24 protein-coding genes are annotated in these 25,426 nt (G+C 66.6%); 9 read left to right on the top strand and 15 right to left on the bottom strand.

Annotated features, from left to right (window positions below):
- Nucleotides 1–283: 283 nt before the first annotated feature.
- The 5 genes from O7610_RS22160 to O7610_RS22140 all read right to left on the bottom strand — a co-directional run bounded on the left by O7610_RS22160 (nt 284) and on the right by O7610_RS22140 (nt 7,392).
- Nucleotides 284–2,110, bottom strand: coding sequence for a S9 family peptidase (locus O7610_RS22160; protein WP_289211761.1), 1,827 nt, complete (start codon nt 2,108–2,110; stop codon nt 284–286).
- Nucleotides 2,107–3,405, bottom strand: a complete 1,299-nt coding sequence (locus O7610_RS22155; RefSeq protein WP_289211760.1) for an MFS transporter — start codon at nt 3,403–3,405, stop codon at nt 2,107–2,109. The genes O7610_RS22160 and O7610_RS22155 overlap by 4 nt, the downstream gene beginning before the upstream one ends.
- Before the next feature lie 455 nt (nt 3,406–3,860).
- Nucleotides 3,861–4,046 (bottom strand): hypothetical protein, encoded by a 186-nt coding sequence (locus O7610_RS22150; RefSeq protein WP_289211759.1) that lies wholly within the window; start codon nt 4,044–4,046, stop codon nt 3,861–3,863.
- Nucleotides 4,043–5,239 (bottom strand): McrC family protein, encoded by a 1,197-nt coding sequence (locus O7610_RS22145; protein ID WP_289211758.1) that lies wholly within the window; start codon nt 5,237–5,239, stop codon nt 4,043–4,045. Before O7610_RS22145 ends, O7610_RS22150 begins: the two co-directional genes overlap by 4 nt.
- A 5-nt stretch (nt 5,240–5,244) precedes the next feature.
- Entirely contained in the window at nt 5,245–7,392 is a 2,148-nt protein-coding gene (locus O7610_RS22140; RefSeq protein ID WP_289211757.1) for an AAA family ATPase, read from the bottom strand.
- A gap of 800 nt (nt 7,393–8,192) precedes the next feature.
- Here O7610_RS22140 and O7610_RS22135 point away from each other — a divergent pair.
- Nucleotides 8,193–8,990 (top strand): class I SAM-dependent methyltransferase, encoded by a 798-nt coding sequence (locus O7610_RS22135; protein ID WP_289211756.1) that lies wholly within the window; start codon nt 8,193–8,195, stop codon nt 8,988–8,990.
- A 31-nt stretch (nt 8,991–9,021) separates the two neighbouring features.
- The gene (locus tag O7610_RS22130) at nt 9,022–10,332 is read left to right on the top strand and encodes a prenyltransferase/squalene oxidase repeat-containing protein (RefSeq protein WP_289211755.1); all 1,311 of its coding nucleotides are present in this window, start codon (nt 9,022–9,024) and stop codon (nt 10,330–10,332) included.
- Here O7610_RS22130 and O7610_RS22125 read toward each other — a convergent pair.
- The 3 genes from O7610_RS22125 to O7610_RS22115 all read right to left on the bottom strand — a co-directional run bounded on the left by O7610_RS22125 (nt 10,321) and on the right by O7610_RS22115 (nt 16,324).
- Nucleotides 10,321–10,746 carry a hypothetical protein gene (locus O7610_RS22125; protein WP_289211754.1) on the bottom strand — a complete coding sequence of 142 codons (426 nt, stop codon included), beginning with the start codon at nt 10,744–10,746 and terminating at the stop codon, nt 10,321–10,323. The genes O7610_RS22130 and O7610_RS22125 overlap by 12 nt on opposite strands.
- Nucleotides 10,747–10,761: 15 nt before the next feature.
- The gene (locus O7610_RS22120; RefSeq protein WP_289211753.1) at nt 10,762–14,805 is read right to left on the bottom strand and encodes an Eco57I restriction-modification methylase domain-containing protein; all 4,044 of its coding nucleotides are present in this window, start codon (nt 14,803–14,805) and stop codon (nt 10,762–10,764) included.
- Nucleotides 14,806–14,905: 100 nt separating this feature from the next.
- Entirely contained in the window at nt 14,906–16,324 is a 1,419-nt protein-coding gene (locus O7610_RS22115; RefSeq protein WP_289211752.1) for an ATP-binding protein, read from the bottom strand.
- Between the two features lie 170 nt (nt 16,325–16,494).
- On the opposite strand from O7610_RS22115, the gene O7610_RS22110 reads away from it, so the two are divergent.
- Genes O7610_RS22110 through O7610_RS22100 form a run of 3 tightly spaced genes read left to right on the top strand, consistent with a single transcriptional unit; the run spans nt 16,495 to nt 18,456 of the window.
- Nucleotides 16,495–17,286: a type IV toxin-antitoxin system AbiEi family antitoxin domain-containing protein gene (locus O7610_RS22110; protein WP_289211751.1), complete on the top strand. Its 792-nt coding sequence runs from the start codon at nt 16,495–16,497 to the stop codon at nt 17,284–17,286.
- On the top strand, nt 17,273–18,184 hold the full coding sequence (locus O7610_RS22105) for a nucleotidyl transferase AbiEii/AbiGii toxin family protein (protein ID WP_289211750.1): 912 nt from the start codon (nt 17,273–17,275) through the stop codon (nt 18,182–18,184). Before O7610_RS22110 ends, O7610_RS22105 begins: the two co-directional genes overlap by 14 nt.
- Before the next feature lie 53 nt (nt 18,185–18,237).
- Nucleotides 18,238–18,456 (top strand): phosphotransferase family protein, encoded by a 219-nt coding sequence (locus O7610_RS22100; protein ID WP_289211749.1) that lies wholly within the window; start codon nt 18,238–18,240, stop codon nt 18,454–18,456.
- Nucleotides 18,457–18,509: 53 nt separating this feature from the next.
- Here the strand turns inward: O7610_RS22100 and O7610_RS22095 are convergent, their stop codons facing one another.
- From O7610_RS22095 to O7610_RS22075, 5 genes are all read right to left on the bottom strand, one after another.
- Entirely contained in the window at nt 18,510–19,283 is a 774-nt protein-coding gene (locus O7610_RS22095) for a hypothetical protein (RefSeq protein WP_289211748.1), read from the bottom strand.
- A gap of 43 nt (nt 19,284–19,326) precedes the next feature.
- Nucleotides 19,327–19,593: a hypothetical protein gene (locus O7610_RS22090; protein ID WP_281552375.1), complete on the bottom strand. Its 267-nt coding sequence runs from the start codon at nt 19,591–19,593 to the stop codon at nt 19,327–19,329.
- A gap of 331 nt (nt 19,594–19,924) precedes the next feature.
- Complete coding sequence (locus O7610_RS22085) at nt 19,925–20,257, bottom strand: hypothetical protein (RefSeq protein WP_289211747.1); 333 nt, start codon at nt 20,255–20,257, stop codon at nt 19,925–19,927.
- A gap of 5 nt (nt 20,258–20,262) precedes the next feature.
- Nucleotides 20,263–20,499 (bottom strand): hypothetical protein, encoded by a 237-nt coding sequence (locus O7610_RS22080; RefSeq protein ID WP_289211746.1) that lies wholly within the window; start codon nt 20,497–20,499, stop codon nt 20,263–20,265.
- A complete protein-coding gene (locus O7610_RS22075; RefSeq protein ID WP_289211745.1) occupies nt 20,496–20,858 on the bottom strand; it encodes a hypothetical protein in 363 nt (120 codons plus the stop codon). The genes O7610_RS22080 and O7610_RS22075 overlap by 4 nt, the downstream gene beginning before the upstream one ends.
- A 331-nt stretch (nt 20,859–21,189) precedes the next feature.
- Between O7610_RS22075 and O7610_RS22070 the strand changes: the two genes are divergently transcribed.
- From O7610_RS22070 to O7610_RS22055, 4 genes are read left to right on the top strand one after another with little or no spacing between them, the layout of a single operon-like run.
- Nucleotides 21,190–22,509 carry a helix-turn-helix domain-containing protein gene (locus O7610_RS22070; RefSeq protein WP_289211744.1) on the top strand — a complete coding sequence of 440 codons (1,320 nt, stop codon included), beginning with the start codon at nt 21,190–21,192 and terminating at the stop codon, nt 22,507–22,509.
- Nucleotides 22,510–22,564: 55 nt separating this feature from the next.
- Complete coding sequence (locus tag O7610_RS22065) at nt 22,565–23,170, top strand: hypothetical protein (RefSeq protein WP_289211743.1); 606 nt, start codon at nt 22,565–22,567, stop codon at nt 23,168–23,170.
- A 35-nt stretch (nt 23,171–23,205) separates the two neighbouring features.
- Nucleotides 23,206–23,751: a GNAT family N-acetyltransferase gene (locus O7610_RS22060; protein WP_289211742.1), complete on the top strand. Its 546-nt coding sequence runs from the start codon at nt 23,206–23,208 to the stop codon at nt 23,749–23,751.
- A 23-nt stretch (nt 23,752–23,774) separates the two neighbouring features.
- Nucleotides 23,775–24,254 carry an Imm1 family immunity protein gene (locus O7610_RS22055; protein ID WP_289211741.1) on the top strand — a complete coding sequence of 160 codons (480 nt, stop codon included), beginning with the start codon at nt 23,775–23,777 and terminating at the stop codon, nt 24,252–24,254.
- Here the strand turns inward: O7610_RS22055 and O7610_RS22050 are convergent.
- Together O7610_RS22050 and O7610_RS30740 are read right to left on the bottom strand one after the other, a co-directional pair.
- A complete protein-coding gene (locus O7610_RS22050) occupies nt 24,219–24,611 on the bottom strand; it encodes an Imm1 family immunity protein (RefSeq protein WP_289211740.1) in 393 nt (130 codons plus the stop codon). The two genes, O7610_RS22055 and O7610_RS22050, sit on opposite strands and share 36 nt — an antisense overlap.
- Nucleotides 24,608–25,111 carry a DddA-like double-stranded DNA deaminase toxin gene (locus O7610_RS30740; protein ID WP_353850391.1) on the bottom strand — a complete coding sequence of 168 codons (504 nt, stop codon included), beginning with the start codon at nt 25,109–25,111 and terminating at the stop codon, nt 24,608–24,610. Before O7610_RS30740 ends, O7610_RS22050 begins: the two co-directional genes overlap by 4 nt.
- Nucleotides 25,112–25,426: the final 315 nt, after the last annotated feature.

The raw sequence follows: 25,426 nt of genomic DNA, 5'->3' as shown, positions 1-25,426 counted from the left end.
GTGTGCCGGAGGTACGGAGGCGGTCAGGACCCGGTGGGGTGGCGACGGCCACGGCGATGGGATGGAGGCGGTCAGGCGATGCCGGCCAGGGCGCGACCCGCCCGCCTCCACCCCGTACGACCCGGATCAGAACTTGATCTTGACCGAGACCGTGACCGTGACGTTCGCGCTGCGAAGCTGGTCGCGGTTGCCGTTGATCGGGTCGTTCTCGACAACGTTCTTCCGCATGCCGTTCACCTCCTCTCCCGATCGGACCGAACCTGCCAACGTGCGGGGAACAGGGTCAGGCCACTGGCCGCGCCATGGCGAGCGCGACCGCCGTACCCTCCTCCTGCACGCCGTCGAAGTGCCGCTGCATGAACAGCAGCACGGTCTGCATCAGCGACAGATGGCTGCGGGCGTCGAAGTCGTCGTGCCCGGCCCGGCGGCGGACCAGCTGATGCGGAACGCGGCGGGCGGCCAGCAGGCCGGCGTACCGCTCCACCGGAGCCGGCGGGCAACGCACGTCGTCGCTGGAGACGGCGAGCAGCACCGGCGCGGTGACCTGGTCGACGTAGCTGGCCGGCGACGACCGGGCGTACGCCTCGGGAACCTGCTCCGGGGTGCCGCCGAACAGCATCACGTCGAGCGCTTGGACCGCCGGGGACGCCGCATGGAACGCGGCGGCGTAGTCGGCGATCGGGCTGATCGCCACCCCGAGACGCCACAGCCGTGGCTGCACACCGAGGGCGAGCAGGGTCAGATAGCCACCCCACGAGGTGCCCCACAGGGCGACCCGTCCCGCCTCGATCAACCCCTCGGTCACCAGATGCCCGCGGACCGCCGCCAGATCGGCGACCTGGGTCAGCCCGACGCCGGAGCTGAAGTCGTTACGCCAGGCGGAGCCGTAGCCGCTGGACCCCCGGTAGTTGGCACGCACCACCGCGCAGCCGGTGCTGGCCAGGATCTCCACCAGCGGGTCGTACGCGTCCCGCGCGTGCTGCGACGGTCCGCCGTGGACCAGGAAAACGGCGGGACGGGTACGCCGGTCGTCGTTCGGTGTGGTCAGCAGCACGTGGATCGGCCCGCCCGGCCCCGGCACCCACAGCTCCTGCCGCTGGTAGTCGTCGACCGTGGCGGACGCCGCCGGGTCCGGACCGGCGCCACTGTCCGGCAGCCGGACGTCACGGCCCGACCGTAGCTGCGGCGGGGTCAGCGAGTCGGTCCAGATGTAGACGACGTCGCCGTCCGGCCAGACCGCCGCGTCCAGCACACTGCCCGGCGGAGTCGGCAGCACCGCACTGGCCCGCACCGTCAGGTCGGCCTCGTGCAGGATCGTATGGGCGTGCCGATCCTGACGAATCAGGATCCGCCGGCCGTCCGGGTACCAGCTCGCGGTGATCTCGGTGTCGAACCAGCACCAGCTGTGCGGCTGTAGCCCGTCGGTCCGGGTCCAGGTCGCCGGGAAGTACCGGTCGTCCTGCTCCAGCACGAGCAGCAGCCGGGGTTGACCGCCGCCGGGGGCGAAGCCGAGCGCCCAGACCCGCCGATCCGGCTGGCCGGACACCACCCCGACCGTGGCCCCGTCGCGGCCGACCACGGTCACGGCGTCCGCGGCGGCCGGGTCGGTGCCGACCGCCGCCAGCTCACCGGTCGGGTCCAGGTCGACCAGGTACGCGTACCCGGCGGTCCGGGTGACCTCGGTGATCCGTCCGTGCGGGTCGCGCCGGTGCAGGGTCAGGCCGTCGTCGTCGGCGAGCCCGACCAGGGCGGTTCCGTCGTCGGCCATCGCGATCCCGGCGTGCCGCGCCGGCGTCACCCCGGGCAGCGCCGGAGCCGAGACCGCCGAGGTGACCTGGTCAGGGGCGCTGTTCGGGAAGTCGCGGGTACGCCAGACACCCACCCCGGCGAGGTCGTCGTCGAACCACCACACCGTCTCGCCGTCCGGGTCCAACGCGGCCCGGATCGTTCCGGTCGCCCGGTCGGTCAGCTGGGTGACCGTGTCGGTCCGGCGGTCCCAAGCCAGGATCTGGCACCGACCGTCGGCGTCGCCGACGTAGACCACCCGGTGCGGCGCGTGCTCGGCGACCGCTGGAAGTGCCGGGTAGAACAGTCGGTATTCACGGCTCATCGGCGTGCCTCCTCTGCCACGGGTCCGGTCGACGTCGCGTCGGGTTCGGTCGACGTCGCGTCGTCGGGTGGGTCCTCCGCCCCGGCGCGCAGTTGGCGCAGGTTGACCGTCGTGTAGACGGCCAGCCCGGCCAGTGCGGCGGCGAAGATCAGCGCGACGGCGGTCGGGCTGTACCAGGCGACGAGCAGGCCGGCGAGCAGCGGCGCCGGGGTCTGCAGCACCTCGCCGGCGGTGCCCATCACGGTGCCGACCCGGCCCTGCAGCTCGTCCGGCGTCAATGCGATGACCCGCGACTGGAAGATGACCCCGAGCAACGGGCTGAGCAGGAAGACCAGGCCGAAGAGCAGGCCGTACGTCCAGGTCTGCCGGGCCTGCGACATGGCCGCGACCAGGGCGACCATCGCCCAGGAGGCGACGACGATGACGGTCATCGGCCGGACCCGGCTGAACACGGCGGGCGCCAACAACGCGCCGGTCAACCCGCCTACGCTGGCCACGGTCAGCACCAGGCCGATCGACGACGCGGCCGCGCCCTGCTGCCCGGCGGTCAGAATCGCGTAGTAGATGAGTGCGCCGAAGGTGAAATTGATCCCGGCAGCCCAGATGGTCACGAAACGCAGGAACGGTTGCCGCCACACGAAACGCAGGCCGTCCCGCAGATCGGCGAGGAATGACGTGCGTTCGGCACGGTCCGGGGTGAGATCGGTGCGGATCGCACCGACCAGAAATGCGGACACCACATATGACACAGCGTCCACCAGGAATGGCACCCACCGGCCTATCTGGTAGAGCGCGCCACCGAAAACCGGACCGACGATCTGTACGGCGTGATTGCGCGCTTCCAGCCGGGACAGCGCCTTCTTGTCGTCGGCCGGCAGCACCCGGCGGATCGAGCCCGCGCCGGCCGCCTCGTAGCCGCTCTGGGCGAGCCCTTCGACGAAGGCGGCGGCAGCGAGCACCACCAGGGTCGCCGTACCGCTGGCGACCGAAACGAAAAGCACCGCCATCGTGGCGGCGGCCAGCAGCAGTGACGCCACCATCATCCGCTTGCGGGGCAACCGGTCGGCCAGTACGCCGGCCGCCGGCGCGGCGACAAGTCGACCGGCCAAGGCCAGCGCGCCCACCAGACCGGCGGCCGCCGGTGAACCGGTTATCGCGAGGGTGACCAGCGGAAAGACGATGCCGGAGGTCTGCGACCCGAGTTGGTCGACGGCCCCGGCTATCCAGTACAGCCGGAAATCCCTCTTACGGTTTCCATCAGTCGGCGTTGAATCAGCGGTTGAGGCAGCGGTCATCACTTCGGCCACATCGTCGACATAGAACGTCCCAAGGGGTGGTTGATTGAGACTGTCTTGGCGGGCGTAACTCAGGTGAAATAGATCGACCTACCGGCCCCTGACCGGGCCACGGACAGAAGGCTAACAGCGCCCCAACCGGAGCGCAAGCATGTCAATACTTCAAGTTAGCCCGGGAGGAACCAGCGGCTCGTTCAATCCGAACTTGAGGATAATCGTCCCGCAAATGAAGCTATGCCCACAGGCCGAATTATTACCGCCCTACCTGGGCGTAACAACGACTCGTTGTCATCTTTGCCGTTAAGTAGGCGATGTCAGCCGCAAACCCGGCATCGGCCCTGTTGTCGCGACAAGATCGACAAGGGTGGCTGCCGGCCGGGCGGCCAGCATCGGCCGGAGTGCGCCGGCCAGCAAGTCGAAGGCGCGGACCGCGCTGGTCGCGGTCGCCGTACCGATCACCCGGCCCCGGTCACGGGTCGGGTTGTGCCAGGCGCCCCGGTCGCGTACAGCAGCAGCCGGTCGCCGGCGGCCAACGCGGCCACCTCAGCCCGCGGGGTCGCCGGGAACGCCATCCGCTGCTGCTCCAGCACCCAGCGGATCGCCGCCCGCTCACCGAGGACCACCAGGTACGCCGCGTTCACGCCGCTGACTCTATCGACCCACGTACCGGGCGTCGGCCCAGCGTCATCCCGGCACCGACCCGCCGTACCTGCTCCAGCAGGTCGCCAGTGGACCCGTCCAGGTCGATCCGGTGGCAGACGATCCGGATCCCGGTCCGGCGGACCACGTGCGCGGTCGGACCGCCCTCCCCGGCGTAGATGAGATGACCGGTGTCCAGACCGTACGCGACGCAGTAGGCCAGCATCTGATACAAATCGTCGACGGGCGTCCGGGTCTTGTACTTGGTGTCGGCCACCGCAGCCACCCGGCCCTCGTCCCACCAGGTCAGGTCGGGGCGGATGTCGATCAGGCCGGCCTCGTCGAGGTGACCGGCCGTCTGGGTGCGCAGCTGGCCGGCGGGCAGCACGGCCCGCAGCGCGGCGGCGACGAACGACTCGAAGACCCGCGCCATGTCGAGCAGCAGGCCGTTCGCGGCCCGGTCACCGACGCGGGCGTCGAGCGACGATCCGGCGAGGACCAGCTCGGCCAGCCACAGGGCGGTGTGCAGCTGGGCGTTGCTGCGGCCCGGACGCCAGATCGGCACCGGGGCACCGGGACGCAGCCGAGCGACACCGGGGAACCGCTCAGCCAGCTGGCTGAGCCGGCGACGCACCGACGGCACCAGCCCGGGAACGCGCAGCATCCGTTCGACCGCGCTGACCAGGATGCGGTTCTCCGGCGTGTCGGCGGTGAACTCGTCGTAGCGGACTTCCAGCGGCAGCGGCTGGCCGAGCCGACGGGTCAACTGCCGGGCCGGCATCATCCGCCCGCGCAGAACCGTCGCTGCGGCGTCGACCTCCTGGTAGCCGTGCCGCAGCCCGCCCCGGATCGCCCGGTCGACCTGCCGACACAGCGCCTCGGCGAGCGCCGGAGCCAGCTCGTCGCTGGCCCCCAACGGCAGGCTCGTCGGCTGCCACCGGTGCGGGTTCCGCGCGTAGCCGAACAGGAACAGCAGCCGCGCCACCGGCACCTTCGGGGCTACGTACACGTCGAGGTCGCCGATGCGGGCGGCGCCGACGAGCCGGGTGGCGCGCAGCAGCCAACGCCCGGCCGTCGGGCCCGGACGTACCTCGACGACCGGTTGCCGGCCCGCGCGGGCCGCCGCCAACTGGCGGGCCTGCTCGCCGGTCAGCGCCACGTCCAGCGCCGGACCGGCCTCCCGCAGCTGGATCACCCGGATCACGGTGAGGGCTGCCGATCAGCCAGGGCGGTCCGCAGCGCGTCGAGCCCGTACCGGCCGGGTACGTCCAGGTCGTCGGCGTAGTGGTGGTCGGCGAGCAGCGGCAGGATGTCATGGCGCCAGACCCGGTCGAGGCCGTCCGGGTCGCGGTGGTCGGCCTCGTCCAGCAGGTACGTCGGCCCGACGGCGTAGTCGGCGTCGGCGAGCCGGGCGTTGAGCGCGTCGAGCAGGTCGGCGGCCTCGGTGGGCAGGTCGCGGGCGGTGAGCCAGCGATGCAGCAGGCCGGCCACCGGCGGCCGGTCGGGGTGCATCTCGACGAACGCGAAGCGGCGGCGCATCGCGGCGTCGATCTGGGCGATCGACCGGTCGGCGGTGTTCATGGTGCCGATCAGGTAGAGGTTGGCCGGCAGGGTGAAGTCCTTCGCCGAGTACTGCAGCGCGATCGGCTGGTCACGGTATTCGAGCAGGAAGTACAGCTCCCCGAAGACCTTCGCCAGGTTCCCCCGGTTGATTTCGTCGATGATCAGCACGTACACCGTGGACGGGTGTTCCCTGGCGGCGTCGGCGAGCCGGCGCAGCGGTCCGGAGGTGAGTTTGAATCGCAGGGTGCCGTCGTCGCCGGCCTCGGGCCGGAATCCTTCGAAGAAGTCCTCGTAGGTGTACGACGGGTGGAACTGGATCAGCCGTACCGCGTGGGGTTCGGTGAGCCGGGCGGCGAGGGCGCGGGCGACGTACGTCTTGCCGGTCCCGGGTGGGCCGTACAGGATGATCTGCCGCCGCCTGGCCAGCAGCTCCCGCAGCTCCCGCAGCCAGTCGAGGTCGAGCAGCAGCGTGTCGGCCAGGTCGGCGGGGACGTCACCGAGTCGCGCTTCGGCCGCCGGCGGCGGGGTCGGGGTCGCCACCGGACCTGGCGGCGGCGTCGCGGGGGTGGCCGGTGCCGCGGTCGGCACCGGTTCGCGCAGCAGCGGCGCAGCGAGGTGTTCCAGCGCGGCCAGCCCGTCGGTCAGGTCGACCACGTCGTCCTGGCTCTGCAACAGGTTGGACAGGGCGGCGGGCAGCGCCGACAGGTCCACCGGCGGGTCGAGCTCCAGCCAGCGCACCGGCCGGCGCAGGTGGGACGGCAGCTCCCCGGCGCCGGTGAAGCTGGGCGGGCCAGTGACCAACCCGAGGTGTACGTCGCCGTGGTGCGCGGTCGCCACGAAGTCCCCGTCGCGCATCAGCCGCAGGAAGGCGTTGAACTCGCCGGTCAGCTTCTCCCGTACCGAATAGCTTTTGTGCCGGTAGGCGTCGGCGACGGCCTGGGTCAGCTGCTGCTCGTCGATGCCGGGGCCGAGTTGCGGCAGTTGGGAGGCTGCCAGCGACACCCAACCTTCGGCTAGCCACTGCGGCACCAGGTCGGCGCCGTCGACGTTGCTGCCCCGGACCAGCCAGGCCCGCCGCGCGACGGGTTCAGCCGCGAGGGTGGCGGTCTCGGCGAGTCGCTCGGCGAGGAAGTCAGCGGTGATCCGCTGTTCGGCGTTCGCCCGACCGTCGACGAACTCGACACCTTCCTCGCTGAGCCGGGCCGCCAGGTCGCTACCGCGTAGCCGGGCATGCTGGTGCCTGGCATCGGGAACCCGCCCGGAAGCGTTGAGTACGCGGTGCGCGTTGTCGACGTAGGTGTCGGCCAGTAGGTGGGCGATGTCGTCCGGCGTGCCGTCGACCAGCTCGGCCAGATCGTCGTACGCCGTCCAGGAGCCGGCCGGTACGAGCTCCAGGGTGCTGGTGATCTTCTCGAGCCGGTCGTCGTACTTCCGGCGGATTCGCTTGCGGTCGCGAAAGATCTCCCGGTAGCGCCGGGTGATCTCGGCGTAGAGCGAGTCCGCGTCGGGGTACGTCTCGAGCGCGGCCCGGCCGTCGTCGGTGATCCACCACAGCGCGTCCCGCTTGATCAACCAACCGATGGTGGCGGCGTCACCGGCGTGGAAGCGGGCCGCGACCACCCAGGCCTGCGCACCGTTGGGGTGGGGGCGAAGCTCAGCCTCGTTCAGCTCGATCCGGTCGGCCACCTGGTGCAGCACCTTCTGGCCATGCAGCCGCTGCCCGCTGTCGCGGAGCACTTCCAGGCAGGTACGCACCAGCAGCCCGTTCCGCACACCGTCAGCCACAGACGCCACCTTTCGATCGACTTCGGAAGCAGCGTAGGGCGCGCGGTTCAGCAGCCGACCCGGGACCCACCTAGCTTCCGGTGGATGGTGATCATGCCTGTGCGAGCATGGCAGCCTTACCCGCACAGACCCTCATTGACGCAGATCAACCGATTGGAGGACTGTATCGACAGGAAATTGATGTTACTTTCGGTTACCGTACGGCCTCAGAAGGAGACTTGTCGCCATGCTTGCTGCCGCCGAGGGTAGCCGGGAAACCTGCCTGTTCTGCCAGATCAGCGGAAGTCCAGAATTGGACCTCCCCTGGTACGACCGACCTCTGCTCAGAGAACCGGGTGTCGGAGCCGCGATCTGCGCAGTCGGCTCCTTCGTTCCCGGATACATCCTCGTCGCACCAGCGCAGCACCACAACTCGGTATGGGGCATGCCGCGGGACCTAGCCGAAGGCTTCCTCGTGTTCGTCAGGCGAGCGTTGCAAATGATCGAGGACACCTATGGGCCGGCGACCGCATTCGAGCACGGATCATGCCGCGACACCGAACGCCGAAGGTCGGCATGTATAACGCACTCTCACATTCACATCGTTCCGGGAAGTTACTCGTTGAGTCTCTTGAAACTGGATGTCGGCTTCGTCGGATCCCTGTCCCGCATCGAGGAGATCCCCGCATCACTGAGGAATGACGGATACCTGATGTACCGGGAGTCCGGCCAGAGTGCGCATTACGCACGCGACGTTGGCGTTTCCCAGTTCTTCAGAAGGCATATCGCCAAAGTCATTGGACGCCCAAATGAATGGGATTATGCCGTATACCCACAGTGGGAGAATATTGAACAGACACAAAAACGGCTACGAGGATACTCGAGTCGCACTCAGACAAGAAAACCGCAACTTCTATCAGACGGTCGAGAACATGCCTAGCACAAAAGATCAGAAGCTTCCGGATCAACTGGCTTTTTGGGATGGCTGGCACCGCAGGCGCGGAGCCACAGGCAAGGACTCGATACACCGAAAGATCCGCAGCACCTTCCTTGGAAAACTTCCGGACACCAACAAGAACCCCGATGTCCTCGATCTCGGATGCGGGAAAGGCCACGATCTTCGCGCAATGGCGCTTGCTGGATGCAACGTTTGGGGCATAGACTTCTCGGCGGTCGCAATCGAGCAGGCCCGCACGATTGTCCCACATCGGACAAGGATGCTAAGGAAGGTGAAGCGCAGCCTCCAAGTGTGGGACATATCGAAACCTCTCCCATTTCACGACGAATCATTTGACGGGATATTCTCCCATCTCGCACTACACTACTTTCGAGACAATGCGACGCGTCAGATATTTTCCGAGATTCATCGAGTGCTCAAGCCGCGCGGCGTTTTGGTATTTTGCGTGAAGTCAACGGATGATCCTTACTACGGCGATGGCGAAAAGCTAGATGAGCATATCTTCAACCGGTGCGGACATATTCGGCACTTTTTCGACGAAGGATATGTCAAGGACCTCCTCCACGACTGGCAGATCGAAATGATTGAAACCCATCTTGGCAGATACGCGTCCACCAAGGAGAGCGCCTTCATCAGCACGGTCGCATACAAGTCAGTCTAGTCGCCGCACATCATCGGCATTCACCCCTGGGATGACCGTGGACAAAATTGATCGCAAGAACATTGACTCCCGGGTCGGGAAGTCACTGGACCTGCTGCGCCGCACATATCACGCCGCAGAGGAGGCGCAGGGCGGCTGGTACCACCTATTGGATGTCCCTACCCCTGGCCCATCCGCAACAATAACCGCGTTGAGCAGTTTTCTCCTACACGAAGCGAAATTTGAGCACCAGGACCATTGTCTCCAGTTTCTCAGGCACCGTCAGATCTCCTCCGAGGACCCGCTGCTCGACGGTGGCTGGGCGACCAATACCAGTTTCGGCCAACCGGTTACTGAGGCAACCGCAATGATCTGCCACCTCATGCAGCGAACAGGTCTCGCGTTCGCGACCAATGCACCAGATATTCGACGTGCTGCATCATGGCTAATCCACAACCAGAACGATGATGGCGGCTGGGGCGCATTTAAGGGTCAAGCGTCGCGAGTGTGGCTTACGGCTATGGCTGTACGCGCCCTGGGGGTGCTCGATCGCACCGCTCCGGCCCTCCGCGCAGCAGCTGTCTGGCTGATCGGTGCGCGGGACAGCAAGGCTCGGGCCTGGGGTGAACGTAGCGGCCAAGCTCCCACCGTGACGCACACCGCGATCGTCCTGGTCGCGCTGGTTGAAAGCAACATTTATCGGAATGACAGGTCCTTCTCCGATGCGGTAGAAAATGCTTACCGATGGCTCAAAGAATCGGCCGATACGGCCACTATATATGACGACGACGCGCGCCTCGAAAATTACAATATCACACGGATAGGCCCTGACGGGACCAACCACACCTGGCAGAACTCAATCTGGCATCACGGTCTGCCCTACGTACTAGGCGCACTTGTTCGGCAGCCATCATCAATCGACTACAACCTGACAGTGAGAGCGACTAGAACGATCCTAGAGAGTCAGGACGACGACGGAAGGTGGCCTGGAGTCGACGGCTCCACGGCGCTTTCAATGTGGACAATTTGGCCGTTTCTTGAAGCCCTTTCAGATTTCAAGAGTGCAATCCTTCAGAACGGTGAAAGCATAACGGTACTCTCGTCCGGTACAGCCGTCATGAAGGGAGGCCCAGACGCCTCAACCCCGCTACAACTTGTAATTTTCGCCAAACTTTACCAATCTTTGCTCGTAGGCATTAGAAAAAATTGGGCACCGACCGTTCTACTGCTAACCATTGCCCTAGGGGCCATCGTAGTAGCAACTGAGACACTTCCCGCCAAAGATGTCGCCCTTGGCGTCGGCGTCCCGGTGAGCCTGCTCCTCCTTCAGATTGCCATGACTCGCGGAAGGTCAGGTCGCTAGAATCTCCGACACTACGTCTATTGCCGCCTGTCGCCCTGTAACGATGTGGGCAGCATGGTAACGAAGCCACGGTCGCGCCTCATGTCCAGTATCGCCAACGATCACCACAACGGGAATTTTCCACATATAGGAATAGACCAACTCACAGATACAGCCGATGTAGCTCCTGCCGGATATTGAGACGTCCATTAGGACGACATCCGACTTTCTCAGCAGCCGAAGATCCGACTCGACCATGCTTGAATGATCACCACTGCCCCCGGCCCAGCTAGGTTCGTTCTTCGACCATTCGGAAACCGGATCGACCATGTCGAGTCCGCGCGCTCGCAGAAGTTCGCCGACCAGGGCGCCTTCAGCAAGTACTGTCCCACGGTCCAGACCGTCGATCGCCCGCGCGTAGTAAATAGTCGGCATTTCGTCCCTGCCCGACTAGGCTTCGCTGCTGACGGACGTGGCGGGATCTCGATGCCGTCTGCGAGCCGCGTCGACCGGGGAACGGTACGGCGTACCGGTGCGGATGGCAGCAGCCATCGCGTCGTAGCACTCCAGGATCAGGCGTTTGAGGCGGTACTCGCCGTGCGCGTTCTCGTCCTTTTCCCGGACGACCTTGAAGGTCTCCATGATGTGGTCGACGTCGTCACGGTCCACCCCGTACAGGTGGAAGTAGGCGGCGTCGAGTTCGGCGCGGATGAGTTCGCGTCGCTGCGGGTCCCATCGGAATGGCCCGCCGTCGTCGCCGAGGTCACGGGCGTACGGTGCGAGGTCGTACGCGGTGTAGGTCAGCTCCAGCACCCGGGGCCGGATCCACGCCGATAGGTCGACGGCTTCCGAATCCCAGGGCACCGGTTCGCCGTACCGCTGCGGCGGCAGCAACGGCAACTGGCGTACGAAGTGCTGCTTCAGTGACGTGCCCGGGTACTTCTGCCGGGTGACGTAGTCCAGCGCCAAGCTGCTGAGGTTCGCCTGCAGGCAGTCAGGAAGCTGTGGCACCAGCATCATCGGCAGCTTGTCGCCGGCGGCAACCCGTGGCACGACGGTGGGGATCAGGGTGCGTTCGTCGACACTGCGGGCGATGTCACGCCAACCCAGGAGCCAGTCGTGCGACCAACGCGCGACCAGCCGCTCATCCACCGCCCGCTTCGGTACCCAGTAGCGCGGCAGCGGCAGCCGCGCCGGATCTTCGTGGTCGTCGTCGGTGAGGCGGGGCAGGTTTCCCTTGTTCAACTGCGCCTGAGTCGCGCCCTCGTATGTACCGAACCGGTGGTCGTAGAAGTGGGCCATCTTCGCCTCGTACAACGGCACCATGCGCTCGTCGCCCCGCACGAAGTAGTTGCCCTCCAGGAACCAGCCGTCGCCGACCAGGTCGTCGTAGCCAAGGAACAACTCCGAATCGTTCGCCATGTGCAGCATCGCCATGAACGACACACCCCACGGGTTACCGTCCGGCGCGTCGTCCCGCCACAACACCGGCACCCGCCGGTAGATCCCCAACGTGATCTCCGCATCCCGCCGGGACAGAAACACCGGACACGTCCCCGTGTTCGGGTTCAACAGACCGATCTCCTCCGGCGTCAACGCGTACGCCCGCCGCGCAATCTGATCCACCTGCCGCACCCGGAACACCAACGACACCTGATCGATCGGCCGACGACCGCCCGAGAGAGTCAGCAGTGAGAACCTGAACTGGTTGTGCACACCTTGGAAGACCCGGTCCTCGTTCTCGAAGTCGAACAGTGACACCAGGCTCCGACGACGGACCAGGTCCTTGAAGAAGTCCTGGGTGGTCGCATCGGTGGCGATCCCGGTCGGCACGATCATGCCCAGTTGACCGGTTGGGGCGAGCAGCGTCCGGCTGGTCTCGGCGAAGACGGCGTACGTGTTGATGTCGCCGCGTCCGGTGAGCCGGTGCCGGCCGGCGGTGCGCAGCAGGTGGCTGGTACCGCTGGCGGTGCGCAGAGCCTTCGTCCAGTTCAGGTGCAGCTCACGCTCGGCGGGCTGCGGGCTGTCGGCGAGTGCGGCAATCAGCTTCTTGCGGGCAGCGGCGTTCGGCGCGCCGGCGACCGCTTCGTGCTGGCCGTCGAAGAACTCCTGCTCCTGGAGTTTGACCCGCTCCCAGGGCGGGTTGGTCAGTACGCAGCTGAAGCCGCCGCGCCAGCCGGTGACCGGGTCGACGCCGGCCTTGTCGGCGTGGACCCCGTCGGCGGGGACCTCGAAGATGTGCGGGAACTCGATGTGCCAGTGGAAGAAGCCGTACTGCCGGACCATCGTGTCGACGAGCTGCCGGGCGCGCTCGACGTCGTCGCTGCGCTCGTCGGCGGCGATGCGGGCCAGCATCGCGTTGGTGATGCCGTACGCCCGGTTTCTGGGGATCTTCGGGGCGACGAACGCGGCGCACCAGGCGTCGGCGATCTGCCGCAGGCGGCGCCGGTGCGGGTCGAGGGTCTTGTCCCGCTGCGCCTGGATGTGCACGTCGGCGAGGGTTTCGCAGGGTGCCAGGTGGGCGATGGCGGCGGCTTCGGCGGCGAGGTCGAGGTTGCCGACGCTGTCGGTGGTCAGTGGTCGGACACCGGGCGACTGGCTGGCGTTTTCCCGGCGTAGGGCGGTGACGACGGCGCGGCTGTCGCCGTCGAGGGCGGTGTACGCGGTGTCGGGGATGCCGGCGGCGAGCTGTGCCGGGGTGGCACCGAGCAGCGAGTTGCCGACCCGCAGGTGCGCGTCGAGGTAGCCGAGGGGTTTGCCGGGTTCGACCGCTTCCAGCCAGAGGGAGAGTTTGGCCAGTTCGACGGCCATTTCGTTGCTGTCGACGCCGTACAGGCAGCGGGTGGTGACCTTGCGCATCGCGGCCTGGACGGCGTCGGGGTGGGGTTCCAGGTCGTCGGTTTCCTCGATGGCGATGCGGCGGGCGATGCGGCGCGCCGCGCCGATGAGGAAGTGCCCGGATCCGCAGGCCGGGTCGCAGACGGTGATGCGTTCGAGGGCGGCGACGCGTCCGGCGGGGGTGTCGGCGTCGCAGGCCTCGTCGAGCAGCGGCTCCAACGTGGAGTCGAGGAGTTCGTCGACGAGGGTCGGCGGGGTGTAGTAGGCGCCGGTCTTCTTCCGGTCGCTGCCTTTGACCTTGACGAAGCAGAACGTACCGGTGTGGGCGTCCCAGCAGGGGTGCAGCTCCAGCAGTGCCTCGTACACGCTGCCGAGTTCTTCCGCGCCGAGCCGCGCCCAGTCGACCCACTGCCGGCGGTCGGCCCGCCGGCCGGTGAGGACGCTGAGCTGGGTGACGGCGGTGAGCAGCGCCGAGTTGGTGAGCTGGGCGCGGCGCAGCGGCAGGTCGAGTTCGCTGGTTTCGAAGACGCCGCCGAGGGCGGGCAGGCCGATCACCGGGCCGCCGGATTCCGAGCCGAGCAGCTGGAACACCAGGGCGGTGCTCTGCCACAGGTCGCCGTGCCAGGAGTGGCGGCGGGTGTCGGCGAGGCGGCGCAACCGGCGGGAGGAGAAGTAGGTGTCGTAGCGGTCGCGGGCGGCCCGGCTGGCGTGCGGGTCGAGCAGGACGCCGCGGTCCTCGACGACCATCCAGAAGATCAGCTTGTAGACGAGCCGCAGCAGGGAGCGTTTCAGATCGGCCAGGGTCAGCCGGCCGGCGGCGACGTCGTCGCGCAGCTGCCGGTTGTGCGGGTGGCTGAGGAAGCCTTGTCCGAGGGTTTCCAACGCGTCGTGTACGCCGTACCGCAGGCTGGTGAGGGCGCGTTCGCCCTGCCGAGCGCCGTAGGTGCGCCACTCTTCCAGCGGGCAGGAGGCGGCGCCGGCCTGCGGGTCGCTGATCTCGAACCGGCTGGCGTGCGCGATCCGGTAGAACAGCAGGAAGTCGGCGAACAGTTCGCCCTGGAAGATCGCCGCCAGGTCGAATTCGAGGTACTCGCTGCCGGCGAGGTTGGTGGAGTCGCGCAGCAGTCGCAGCTGCGGCCCGTTGCACAGCACCGCCCACAGGTGCTGGTCGCTCTGGTTGAGCAGCCGTTGCACCATCACGTGCGGTGCGGCGTCGGCCGGGGAGCGGGTGCCGCGTGGCGCTCCGGCGGCCCGCCGGTCGAGGTCGGCGCCCCAGGGGGCCAGGTGCACCGGCAGGGCCTGCTGCCATCGGTGGCTGACCGGGAACGGCTGTTCGTCGATGACGATGCCGCCGGGTAGGCGTTCGATGCCGTCGAAGTCGAGGGTACGCAGCAGGGTGTGCCGCCAGTCGTCGGCGGCGCGCCGCCGGTTTCGGCGGCTGCCGGTGCCGGACTGCTGGTCGGCGTACCGGTGGAATTCGTCGCGCAGGTAGCTGAAGTCGCGGTTGGCGATCCGGCGGACGGATTCGCCGGCGGTCAGGTGATAGGAGCGGGCGTCGATGGCGGGCACGGTCGGGTCGCCGTCGCGGATGCGACCGAGGACGCCGCCGGGCAGCAGGCTGCCGACCAGGTTGACCGCCGAGTGCGCCACCGCCATGCTCGTCCTCCCCAGGCCGAGCCCCCGCGTCTACATGTGGCAATCATTCAGTCACGATCAGCAATCTTCCGCTGTCGAGTAGCCGACAGATCACCACGCGCTACCGGTCCTGCCAGGCGGCGAGCAGGTCGGCGGGCTGATAGAGCACGTCGAGGCCACGACAGGACGCGCCGCTGCGGGAAACGGCAACGGTCGGCACCGGCTCGTCGGTCAGCGCTGCCCGGTGCCGGAACAGCGCGGACAGGTCGTGCCCGTCGAACGGCGCCTGGTCGTGCCATTTGATCGAGCCGACGAAGTACAACTCGCGGGCGATCGGTGCCCGGTCGGCACCGACGATGTCGATCTCGACGTCGTTCGATCTGGTCCAGTACGCCCCGATGGCGGGTGCCGCCGGCAGCGAGTCGTCGGGCAGCAGCCGGGCGAGTGCGTCGCGGATCAGCGGCTCGACGGCCCGGCCCCGCCAGCTCGGGAAGCTCGTCCGGATGCGGGCCAGGGTCAGGTCACCCCGGCCGCGTTCGATTTCCGGCATCGCGGCGGCGAGAAACCGCAGCCAGAAGCGCAGGTACGGGTCGACGATCCGGTAGCGGCGGTCCTTCGACGGGCGGGTGGACAGCGGCAGTTCACCGGTGACGAGCCGCTTGACCTGCAGGGTTTCCAGGGACCGGTGCAGCGACGTCGAGGACAGTTCGCCGGCCGTACGGGCGATGTTGGTGAACGTCCGCTGGCCGGAGCCGATCGCGGTCAGCACCTCGCGGGCCTGGAGCTGGGCGGGGAACTCGGCGGCGAGTGACCGTTCCGCGGAGACCAGCAGCGCCGATGTCGGGTCGGCCAGCGCCACGCCGAGGAAGTCCCAGACGCTGGTGCCGGGCGGCCATTCGGCGGCGACCAGCGGCAGTCCACCGGTGATCAGGGCGGCGTCGATCGCGTCGGCGGGTGGCAGGTCGAGCATGGTGGCGAGGTCGGCCGGGTTGAGCGGGCCGAGCACCATCTCGCGGCCGCGCTGGTGGAACGGCCGACGGTAGTCGTTGAGCGCCTCCATCATCGCCAGGTCGGAGCCGATGAGGACGAGCAGCACCGGCTTGCGGGACAGCAGCCGGTCCCAGGCCCGCTGCAGGATGCCTTCGAACTGCTGCTCGGGATCCATCAGATAGGGCACTTCGTCGAGGACGACGACGCTGGGAGTGTCGTCGGGCAGCGCCGCTGCCAGCAGCCGAAACGCGGCGTCCCAGTCCGACGGGTTGGCGGCGGCGATCAGGTCCCGGCCGGGCAGGGTGGATTCGGCCGCGTCGGTGGCGATTTGCCGCAGTTCGGTGGCGGTGCCGGCACCGGCGGCAGTGAAGTAGAGGTACGGCACCTGCGCGTCGTCGACGAACCGCTCGACCAGGCGGGACTTGCCGACCCGCCGCCGCCCTCGGATGAGCAGGCAGCGGCCGGGCCGGTCGTCCCGGGCCGAGGCGATCCGGTCCAGCTCGGCGGCGAGGGTGCCGAGTTCCCGGGTACGCCCAACGAAGCTCGCCACGCTAACTCCCATGTTAGTAACACCGATGTTAGTAACATCGAGGTTAGCTCAGGCGTAAACATGGCGGCACAGCCACCGCGAGGGCTGCAATATTCGGCTCAGCTACTGCAAAACTTGCCTGTACGACTAATATTGCAGAAGGCAGCGAAATCTTGCAGCAGGGAGTGGCGGTGAACCGGACAAATTCGACAGCTCTGGCCGGCGTCGCCAGCGACCAGTGGGGCATGATCAGCACAGCACAGGCCGCGCATCTCGGGATCACCGCAGTCAGGCTGGCCAGCATGGCTCGTGCCGGAGAGCTTGACCGGCTCGCCCATGGCGTCTACCGCCTGGCAGGCACCCCTCCCGACCCGCACGACGACCTACGGGCGGCGTGGATCGCCCTCGACCCGCGCCGAACCGCAGCGGAACGAATCGCGGCCGGCCCCACCGAGATCGTCTCCCACCGGTCAGCCGCAGAGCTACAACGACTCGGCAACCTGGACGCCGATCTGCTGGAGTTCACCACGATCGTCCGTCGCCAGACCCGCCGCACGGACGTCCTACTCCGCAGAGGCACCTTCGACGACACGGACTGGACTCTCGTCGACGGCCTGCCGACAACCACACCGCTGCGTACCCTGCGGGACCTCGCGGCCAGCCGTGCCGATCGCGGACACCTCGCCGGTGCCGTCCGGGACGCCGTCACGCAACACAGCGTGCCGCTCACCGACATCTCGGCAGAGCTGGCACCCTTCGCAGGGTCCTACGGCGCGGTCGCGGGCAACGGCGAAAGCCTCGTCGACATCCTACTCGCTGAGTCAGGCATCCCAGCGGACGCGCTGGACCTCGTCGAGCGCCTGGCCAGGCAGATCGTCCAACTGAGCACGGCCCACAACCTGGACCCGCTGCGGGCCGTGCTCCATCAACTAAACCGGCAGCGACCTGCCGACGTACCGAGAAAGCCTGATGAACACCGATAACCCGTACCGATCCCCGGCTGCGTTCCGATCCGCGATCGACACCAAGCTGAAAGCCGTCGCCCGCGACAGCGATCGCCCGTTCGTCGAGCTCCGCCGCGAGTTTCTGTACCAACGGTTCCTCGCCCGTGTGTTCGACGACAGCGAGTCAGCCTGGGTGCTCAAGGGCGGGATCGGGCTGCTTACCAGGCTGCCTGGGGCGCGACACAGCCGCGATATCGACCTCCTTCACCTCACCAGCGACCCGGTCGAGGCCGAGGCTGAGCTGCGCCGCATCGGCCGCCGTGACCTCGGGGACCACCTGCGCTTCGAGGTACGCCGATCAATACCGCTGTCCGTGGAGGACGCCCTCCGGTTGAAGACCGAGGCCTACACCGGTGCGACAAAGTGGGAGAGCTTCGACATCGACGTCTCCTGCGAGCGCCACTTCGTGGCCTCTGTCGAGCCGATTCTGCCAACCCCGGTATTGCAGATCGACAGCATCCCGGCGCTTCCACCGTTTCGGCTCTACCCGCTGGTCGACCAAATTGCTGACAAGATCACCGCGATGTACGAGACGCACGGCGGCGTCCCCTCGAACCGCTACCGGGACCTGGTCGACCTGGTCCTGCTGGTCGATATCGAGCAACTGGACGCAGGCCTGCTCAGCTCCGCGCTGGCCCAACGTGTCCGGTACGCCCGGAGCCCGGTGACGTTGCCCGACGCGATGTGCTCGCCAGGGCAAGGCTGGCCAGAGGGTTACCGCGCCGCAGCCCGGCGCAGCTCGCTGCCCGCCGACCTGCACCGCATCGAAGCCGCGTTGCAGCACGTCGGGCGATGTCTCGATCCCATTCTGGGCCGTCAGGTGCCCCGCGGCCGGTGGACGCCGTCCAGTCGCCGGTGGATCACGGATGCCCCCTGACAGCAGCGCGCAGTTCGGTTGCCGGAATGGGTGGGAGCTCTACCGTGGCGGGGGTGTTGACGCCGCCGGAGGCGCTGCCCGAAGAGACGGTGGGGCGGCCCGCCGCCCGGATGGTGCTGACCCACGGTGAGCCGCACCCGGGCAACACGATGCGTACCGTCGACGGGTGGCGGCTGATCGACTGGGACACGGCGCTGGTCGCCCACCGGAGCGGGACCTGTGGCATCTGGAGCCGGGCGACGGATCGATCACGGCGGCGTACGTACCCGTAGGCGACCGGTGTCCGGGCGGTGGCGCAGCTGATGGAGCCGTTTAGCGCCGCAGCTCAGTCTCCGGGATATCCGTCGAGGAGCCGTGCAGCGACAGCTGGTGGCAAAATGGTTGACCAGATTATTTCACCGGGACCAGGATTCAACCCAACCACACCGTTTGGCTCTGGCATCCAGCTGCTGAGATCAACATCAGGAATCGCGTTTATGATTACCGCGAACACCTTCGGATCGGCGACGTTTTCAGCACCTATAACCAGGTAGGTCTCGCCATCGTTAGCCCTGGCCCAGGCCCTCACGCTGTAGTTGTGGAACTCTGCCTGATAAACGTGGCCACTCCGGAGAGATCGAGCAATTAGGTCACATACGATCCTACGTATTTCCACCTCCCATGCTGCGGCATGTTCTAGTTCGAGGCGTTTCCAGTCCCAGTCTGCAGGTAGCCACTTTTCGGATGATCCACCCTCGCGCTTAACAGCTCCCGCAAGGGCTTCATAGAAGTCGGCCGGATCGCCCTCGCGTCTAAATCCGGCGGCTCCCATCCACCATGGAGCAGCGCGAACCTGTGGTCCCGCATCTGCGTGGTCTGCTTCCAACAAGCGAGTGGCAACACCGCGCCAACGACCCGTCTTGACTTTGAACCACACGCGGTCCTTCAGGGTAACGACCCTTTCAACACCTCCAGCAGCATGTGCTTCCGGTAAGCGCTGAGCCTCTACTATCAGATCATGATCATGCTCACTGAGCGATTCGGTGATAGGTGGAACTCGAAGATCAAGATTCGTCATACAGACGCGCGTTGGTCGGACGGGCTTGGCCTCACCGCTCATTCGATGAGTTTAGAGCCCAAACCCGCCCAAAATCCAGACGGGCTCAGCGCCCGTCAGGCATGCCACCGTACTCGTCAAGCCGATCAGCAGGCACCCCGGTAAGGAGTGAGACAGCGGACCTGGACGAACCGTCAAGGTGGCTAAGAGCAGCGCGAACGCCCTCGTTGATCTCGCTACGATGTGCCTCGATGTACTCGCGCACAGCAGCGTCGACGATGTCTTTCTTGGCCATGCCCAGAAAGTGGGCGGCGTGAGAGATGAGCTGGTCAGTACCGACGTCAACCTTGATGGGAGCGGACGTTGCAGCCATGAGGCCCCCCTTCCAGTGACCTACAGTACCTTGGTACCAAAGTACCCGGCAACACCTAGCACCTAACCTCTCAACGATACTGGTCCTAGGCTGGTACGGCGACCGCGTTGCGAAGTCTGCACCTGATCATGTGAGCGTGTAGCCCCAGGCGAGGAGCTAGCAGTCAAGCTGCCAGCATGGCATATCGGTAATCTACGGACAGACAGGTGCTAAGTACCTAATCTCGCCGCCCGCACACCGGCTCGGCCGGCGACGCGGCAGGGTGGCAGATCCTGCGTGACTATCTGGAGCCGATGAACGGCGACGGCGCTGCCGGTTGAGACCGGCCGACTCATCTGACGGTTCGTCGGGCCTGTTCGGCTCGCCACAGCAGTTCGCCCTGCTCGGCGGCTGCCTCGTTGGCGGCGATCCATTCGTCGATCTCGGCCCGGTGGTCGGCGTAGTAGCGCAGCGCGACGTCGACGCTGTGCCGGGTCAGCCCGGTGCTGGCCATCATCTCGGTGACCAGCTCGTCGCCGTCCAGCTCCGGGGATGCGGCCTTGATGGCGTGCCGCGCGGCGATGACCTCCCACACGTCGGGGCCGCCGGCCAGCGCGGCCCGCTGCCCGGTCGGCCCGTCGCGCACCAGGATGCCGGGGTACGTCGCGCCGTCGTACAAGCTCATGGGAGCTACTCCTCCTCGTCGGTAGGAAGTGCGGGTCCGTCGTCGGTGACTCCGTCGGGGAGCCGGCCGGCGGCGGTGAGCCGCTCGTACGCCCAGCGCCAGTCGTCGCAGCGGCTCCGCAGGCAGGACACGCAGACCTTGAGCGTCGGCGAGTCGGTGTGGGCGGCCAGCACGTCCCGGTAGACGGCGACGAGGTCCTCGCGGACCGGCACCGCCTCCTCGACGGACGGCCCGCTGCTCACCGCGCACCCGCGTAATAGTGGTGCCGGCCGTTGGACTGCCGCTGCGGGTCGAACCGTGCCTCGAACTGCTCGGTCTGCCATTCGCGCAGCGCGTTACGCACCCGGTCCGCCTCGCCCCAGGCCATCCGCAGCTCACGGCGCAGCTCGTCGACCTCGTCGGCGACCCGTTCCAGGTAGCCGTACACCTCGTCGGGGTCGAGGCCGCCGCGCCAGCGGCGCGGCAGGAACCGCATGGCGCGCACCGCCGGCCCGGTCAGCCGCGATCGCCGTACGCCGTTGCGTCCGCTGTTGCTCTGGTAGTCGCCGCCGGTCGCCGCCGTCAGCCGGTGCCGTACGGTCGCCGCGTTGCGCCTGAACACGTTGTGCCTCCATGGGGGAGAGAATCGTGGAGAGGCACCGGGGCGGGCGGGATCACGCCAACCGAGTTTGCAGACCTGGGAGCCGCGTTGCCGGGCACCCGCCCCGGGCCGTGCCACCACGATGCCGGGCGCACACGGCCGGAGAACAGCGCATGTTTGGTGCACGCTGTGCCGCGCTCGTGATGCACGTTTGTAGCGACACCCGCACCGAGCTGCACTATCACGCTTTCCTCGGTTTCGAGCCGTGGAACTTCCACGTAATCCACAGCGCCAGAAGGTTATCCACAGCCCGTTGCATTGATCTTGTTCTTCTGTGTGTACTACGTGCACCGTGGACATTGATCCGACGCGACGGGAGGGCGTCCAGGTGACGACGACACGGCGACACCGGTTCATCCAGCACCGCAAGGCTGCCGGTTTCACTCAGGAAGGGCTCGCCGCACACCTGTACATCGACCGCACCACCGTCGCCCGATGGGAGCGCGGGGAGACAGATCCACACCCAGCGGTACGGGCACGACTCGCCGAAGCCCTTGACCTGCCGATTGATCAGCTCGATGCGCTGCTCGCTGGCGAACCGACGGATCTCGCTCTGGACAGCACCGATTCCGGCGGTACCGTGGCATTCGGGGATCCCGATGGAGGTGATCTTGTGGACCGCCGCGCGTTCGCGATCAACACCGCTCTCGCTGGGCTCGGCATCGCCACACCACTGCGCGACTGGATCACATCGCCGCAGGTGCCGCAGCACCTCGGCATGGAGCACATGCGGCAGGTCTCCGAGACGATCATGGCCTTCGAGCGAGCTGACGCTGTTGTAGGCGGCGACAGCCTGTGCGACATTGCCCTCGCCATGTACCGCCGCCTGGCCCGCTGGGAGCGCGAAGCCAGCTATAACCATCAGGTCAGCGAGGCTCTGCAAGACTGCCTTGGGGACTTGGAATCGCAGGTGGGCTGGCTTGCTCTCGACGCCGAGCGCCACCAAGAGTCCCGTCACTACCTGAACGAAGCCGTCATCCGTGCCCGGCTCCGCGACGACCCGCGCCTTGAAGTGCAAGCGCTCCAGCAACTCTCGATGCTGGTGCGCGATACGAATCCACGCGAAGCCCTGCGGTACGCCGAGGCAGCTCAGCGGATTGCAGCGCCGTGGGCCACCCCTCGTTTGAAGACGCTGCTGCATCTCCGATCCAGCCTCGCCCACGCCAAGGGCAAAGACGCCTCAAGCTTCGGCCGGGAGTTGGTGAACGCCAAGATCCAATTCGACCGTGGTCTACACGACGACGATCCGGACTACATCGGGTTCGTCACCATCCACGAGGTCAACGCAACCGAAGGTCTGTCGCATCTGGCGCTCGACCGCCCCGACCGAGCCGCAGCCAGCTTCATCGGCCGACTCGAACGCCCCGATCCGGTCTTCAAGCGGAACGAGTACCTGGGCAAGCTCAACATGGCTACGGCCCTGAACCAACAGGGCGACCATGCGGGATCCGGCGTGATCGCGCTCAACGTTCTGCCTGCCGTCGCGTCGCTTAAGTCTCGGCGCACGCGGAAGCGCCTGGCGTCCCTGCGTGCCGACCTCGGGCGGACGGCTCCTCACGTGCCGGCGGCTCGTGACTTCATCGAGGCGTACGACGCCGCCAAGGTCGCCTGACGGCCGACCCAGCAGGCAGGGCTGTCACTGGACGAGGTGAGAGAGGTGTTGAAGGATGCCTGAGACCGTTCTCGACCTGATTGTGGTTTCTCCACAGACCGACGAGGAAGACTGGGTCATCTACAGCCCTCAGATTCCCGGGCTGGCGGGCGGTCGCGACAGCTTTCTACAACTTCGCGAGGATCTATCCGAAATCCTCCGCTTTGCCGGAGTCGATTTGCCTGCGCACCTCCGGATCCACGTTGAGGAGATTTACGACTCAACCGATGCCGACTACGTCATTCGAGTAGCTCAAGATCCTTATCACAAGGACCGTGCGGCGACTGCCAACCGCCTCCGGGCAGCACTGACGGATGAGCGGCAGCGGTACGACCTCCTTGGTTCGCCCCGCACCCGAACGGGCGAAGTTCTTTTCATCAGCGCGGTCGCTTCCGACACGCTCGGCGAACTGGCGGCGCAACTCCGCCCCTCCGGGGACGCTGCACTAATTGTCTGCAGCGTGGCAAACAATTTCATCTGGACCTTCCACTTCACCAACAGCGAAGAACTCGACGAAGACGCGCGCTCTCTCGTCGATCTGGGAATCTCGGAGAGCACGACCATCGGCGAGATCATGGGACAGCGGACCAACAGCCACCCACTGGCAGTTCTCGCGGCCTAGCCCACTAGAGACTGGACGCGAAGGAAGGCGACTTGATGACGGTCGACGGTCTCAATCTCGACGTCTACGACGCTGACCAGGCGAAGGCAATCCTTGAAGACCTGGTCGCCGTCTACATCGAGATATACGACGAGCCGGCCGACGCGTTCCACGGCGAGGACCGCTACCGCCGGCAGATCAACGGGCATATGACACTGCCCGGCTGGAAGCTCGTCACCGGCACAGTCGGCAACGAACTCGTCGGCTACGCCTACGGCTTCCCGCTGTCGTCGGACCGCTGGTGGTCAGGGCTGCTCACCCCCGTACCGGACGGATTCACCTCAGAGGACGGGCGGCGCACCTTCGCGATCAGCGAGCTCATGGTCCGCGAGTCCTGGCGGCGACAGGGCATCGCCCGCGCGTTGCACGACGAGTTGCTCGGCAACCGCGAAGAGTCCCGAGCCACCCTGCTCGCCGACCCGAAAAACGCCCCAGCGCAGGCCGCGTACGCCTCCTGGGGCTGGCACACCGTCGCCCAGCTCCGGCCGAATTGGGATAACTCCCCCATCTACGACGTCCTCATCCGTCCGCGCCAGGTCTGACCGGCCCCCCTCTGAATAGGCAGATGACGACGTACGAGGTCACCTGGCCTGGGACAGGTCGCGCCGTCGTGAGCGACCCCGCGCAGATCGACAAGGTGCTCCGCGCGCTCCACGATGTTGGACAGCCCTGTGTAGTCGACGTGTTCCGTTACTCGGGCGGTAGACCTGACGGCGGTGTCCAAGTCGGGGTAGGCCATCCGGACCGATCGTTCGTGCTCTACTTCGGCGAGCCAGCCGGCGGGTACGCGGTCGAGCCTGGTATTGAGCCATGGAGTTGTGAGATCGAGTTCGGATATGGCGGCCAGCCCACCAGCTACCACCCCGCCGAAACCCGGATCACACCTGACGTGGCCTTCGTGCTTGTCCGTCAACTGATAGCAACCGATAATCGCCCAACCGGCGTGACGTGGGACGAGGACAGCGATCCCAGCCTCGATTCCGCCGATCTGGGAGCGAGTGACCCTCCCTCAATTTTCTGGGTCGACACGCATGTCGGCTGGTAGCGCACCGGTCCTCAGGTATTCGCCAACGGCGCGGCGAGCAGCTACTGGGGTTATTCTCGTCCGGGCGGGCGAGTAAACAGCGGGCTGACCTCCATAGCTAAACTCAATTGATTCCTTCCATTCGGGCACGTCCGGCTGCCAGATGTAGCCACCATCCTCATCGAAAATGAGCACGACCGCCCGGTGCGGATGGCCAACCCCGATCTGCAAGCCAGCATCGTCGTTACCGTCAGCGGTAAGATCAACCATGTTCGGACCGGCAGCGGAAACGCGATCAAGGATCTCGTCCACTTCCTCCATCGTCGTTGCCGAGGCGGTGTTGTCGGCACCCCAGTACAGCAGATATCCGCTGCTCATGCGACCCCTCTTCCATTCCCGCGATAGTCCGCCCACCATGTGGTTCTATTGTCTGCACCAGCGACGTACACGCGCAAGGTGGTGCCTACAGGTAGCATCTCGGCCAGTCGCCGGTTACAACCCTTCGGGCCTCCACACGGCTGCACAGAAACGACCAGGGTTGCCTCGGTCGGCGCGCCAGGGCGGCGCAGCATAGCCGCTACATGGCCTTCAACATGCTGGGTAGCGGCGGCCATCTGGTGCCATCGCAACGGAGAATCCCGGCGTAGACCAGGTGCACCACGTCCCGGTCCGTCGTCGCCGCTCCAGATGAGTCCGCCATGGTCCTGGCCGTCTGAGCTGAGCAGAACGCCGGCGGTCTTGCTGCCCCTGGGCAGCACGGCGCGCACCTCGCTTGCTGCCGCGAGCACGGCCGCTGAAGGCGATGACGGCTCTCCAGCCAGACTGGATGCCTCGGGCGATCCACTACTGACGCCAAGCGGAATGCCGATATGGATCATGTATGCCTCGACCGCGTCCGCCCCGGCTCTCGCGTCTCTTGCGCTGTTTGCGGCCGCCTCGATGGCGGTCGCCAGGGAAGAAAGGAGGCCGTCTGTGGCTGGAGCTGCCGAGCCACGCAGACCAATGCGCAACGAGTCCGCAACGTCGGAAAGTCGCCGCGATGCTTGGCTGGCCGTCATGGCAGCTGATCGGATCGCAGTGACTGCACTTCGCAAACGCGCGCCGACCTGCTCCATCGCGCTCATGATCGCTCCGGCCGCCAACGCACTAGGGACGGCCCTAACACCTGCGGTCGATCGAAGATGTCGATGATG

The organism is Solwaraspora sp. WMMA2065 (assembly GCF_030345075.1).
Lineage (GTDB): Bacteria > Actinomycetota > Actinomycetes > Mycobacteriales > Micromonosporaceae > Micromonospora_E.
Note: the sequence above shows the minus strand (reverse complement) of the source record. Positions and strands in the feature narration are given on the sequence as shown.

Bases quoted from the DNA above. Each gene is read 5' to 3' on its own strand.
- O7610_RS22160 (WP_289211761.1), bottom strand. From the start codon at position 2,110: ATGAGCCGTGAATACCGACTGTTCTACCCGGCACTTCCAGCGGTCGCC.
- O7610_RS22155 (WP_289211760.1), bottom strand. From the start codon at position 3,405: ATGACCGCTGCCTCAACCGCTGATTCAACGCCGACTGATGGAAACCGT.
- O7610_RS22135 (WP_289211756.1), top strand. From the start codon at position 8,193: ATGCCGTATACCCACAGTGGGAGAATATTGAACAGACACAAAAACGGC.
- O7610_RS22130 (WP_289211755.1), top strand. From the start codon at position 9,022: ATGACCGTGGACAAAATTGATCGCAAGAACATTGACTCCCGGGTCGGG.
- O7610_RS22125 (WP_289211754.1), bottom strand. From the start codon at position 10,746: ATGCCGACTATTTACTACGCGCGGGCGATCGACGGTCTGGACCGTGGG.
- O7610_RS22120 (WP_289211753.1), bottom strand. From the start codon at position 14,805: ATGGCGGTGGCGCACTCGGCGGTCAACCTGGTCGGCAGCCTGCTGCCC.
- O7610_RS22105 (WP_289211750.1), top strand. From the start codon at position 17,273: ATGAACACCGATAACCCGTACCGATCCCCGGCTGCGTTCCGATCCGCG.
- O7610_RS22095 (WP_289211748.1), bottom strand. From the start codon at position 19,283: ATGAGCGGTGAGGCCAAGCCCGTCCGACCAACGCGCGTCTGTATGACG.
- O7610_RS22090 (WP_281552375.1), bottom strand. From the start codon at position 19,593: ATGGCTGCAACGTCCGCTCCCATCAAGGTTGACGTCGGTACTGACCAG.
- O7610_RS22085 (WP_289211747.1), bottom strand. From the start codon at position 20,257: ATGAGCTTGTACGACGGCGCGACGTACCCCGGCATCCTGGTGCGCGAC.
- O7610_RS22065 (WP_289211743.1), top strand. From the start codon at position 22,565: ATGCCTGAGACCGTTCTCGACCTGATTGTGGTTTCTCCACAGACCGAC.
- O7610_RS22060 (WP_289211742.1), top strand. From the start codon at position 23,206: ATGACGGTCGACGGTCTCAATCTCGACGTCTACGACGCTGACCAGGCG.
- O7610_RS22055 (WP_289211741.1), top strand. From the start codon at position 23,775: ATGACGACGTACGAGGTCACCTGGCCTGGGACAGGTCGCGCCGTCGTG.
- O7610_RS22050 (WP_289211740.1), bottom strand. From the start codon at position 24,611: ATGAGCAGCGGATATCTGCTGTACTGGGGTGCCGACAACACCGCCTCG.
- O7610_RS30740 (WP_353850391.1), bottom strand. From the start codon at position 25,111: ATGATCCATATCGGCATTCCGCTTGGCGTCAGTAGTGGATCGCCCGAG.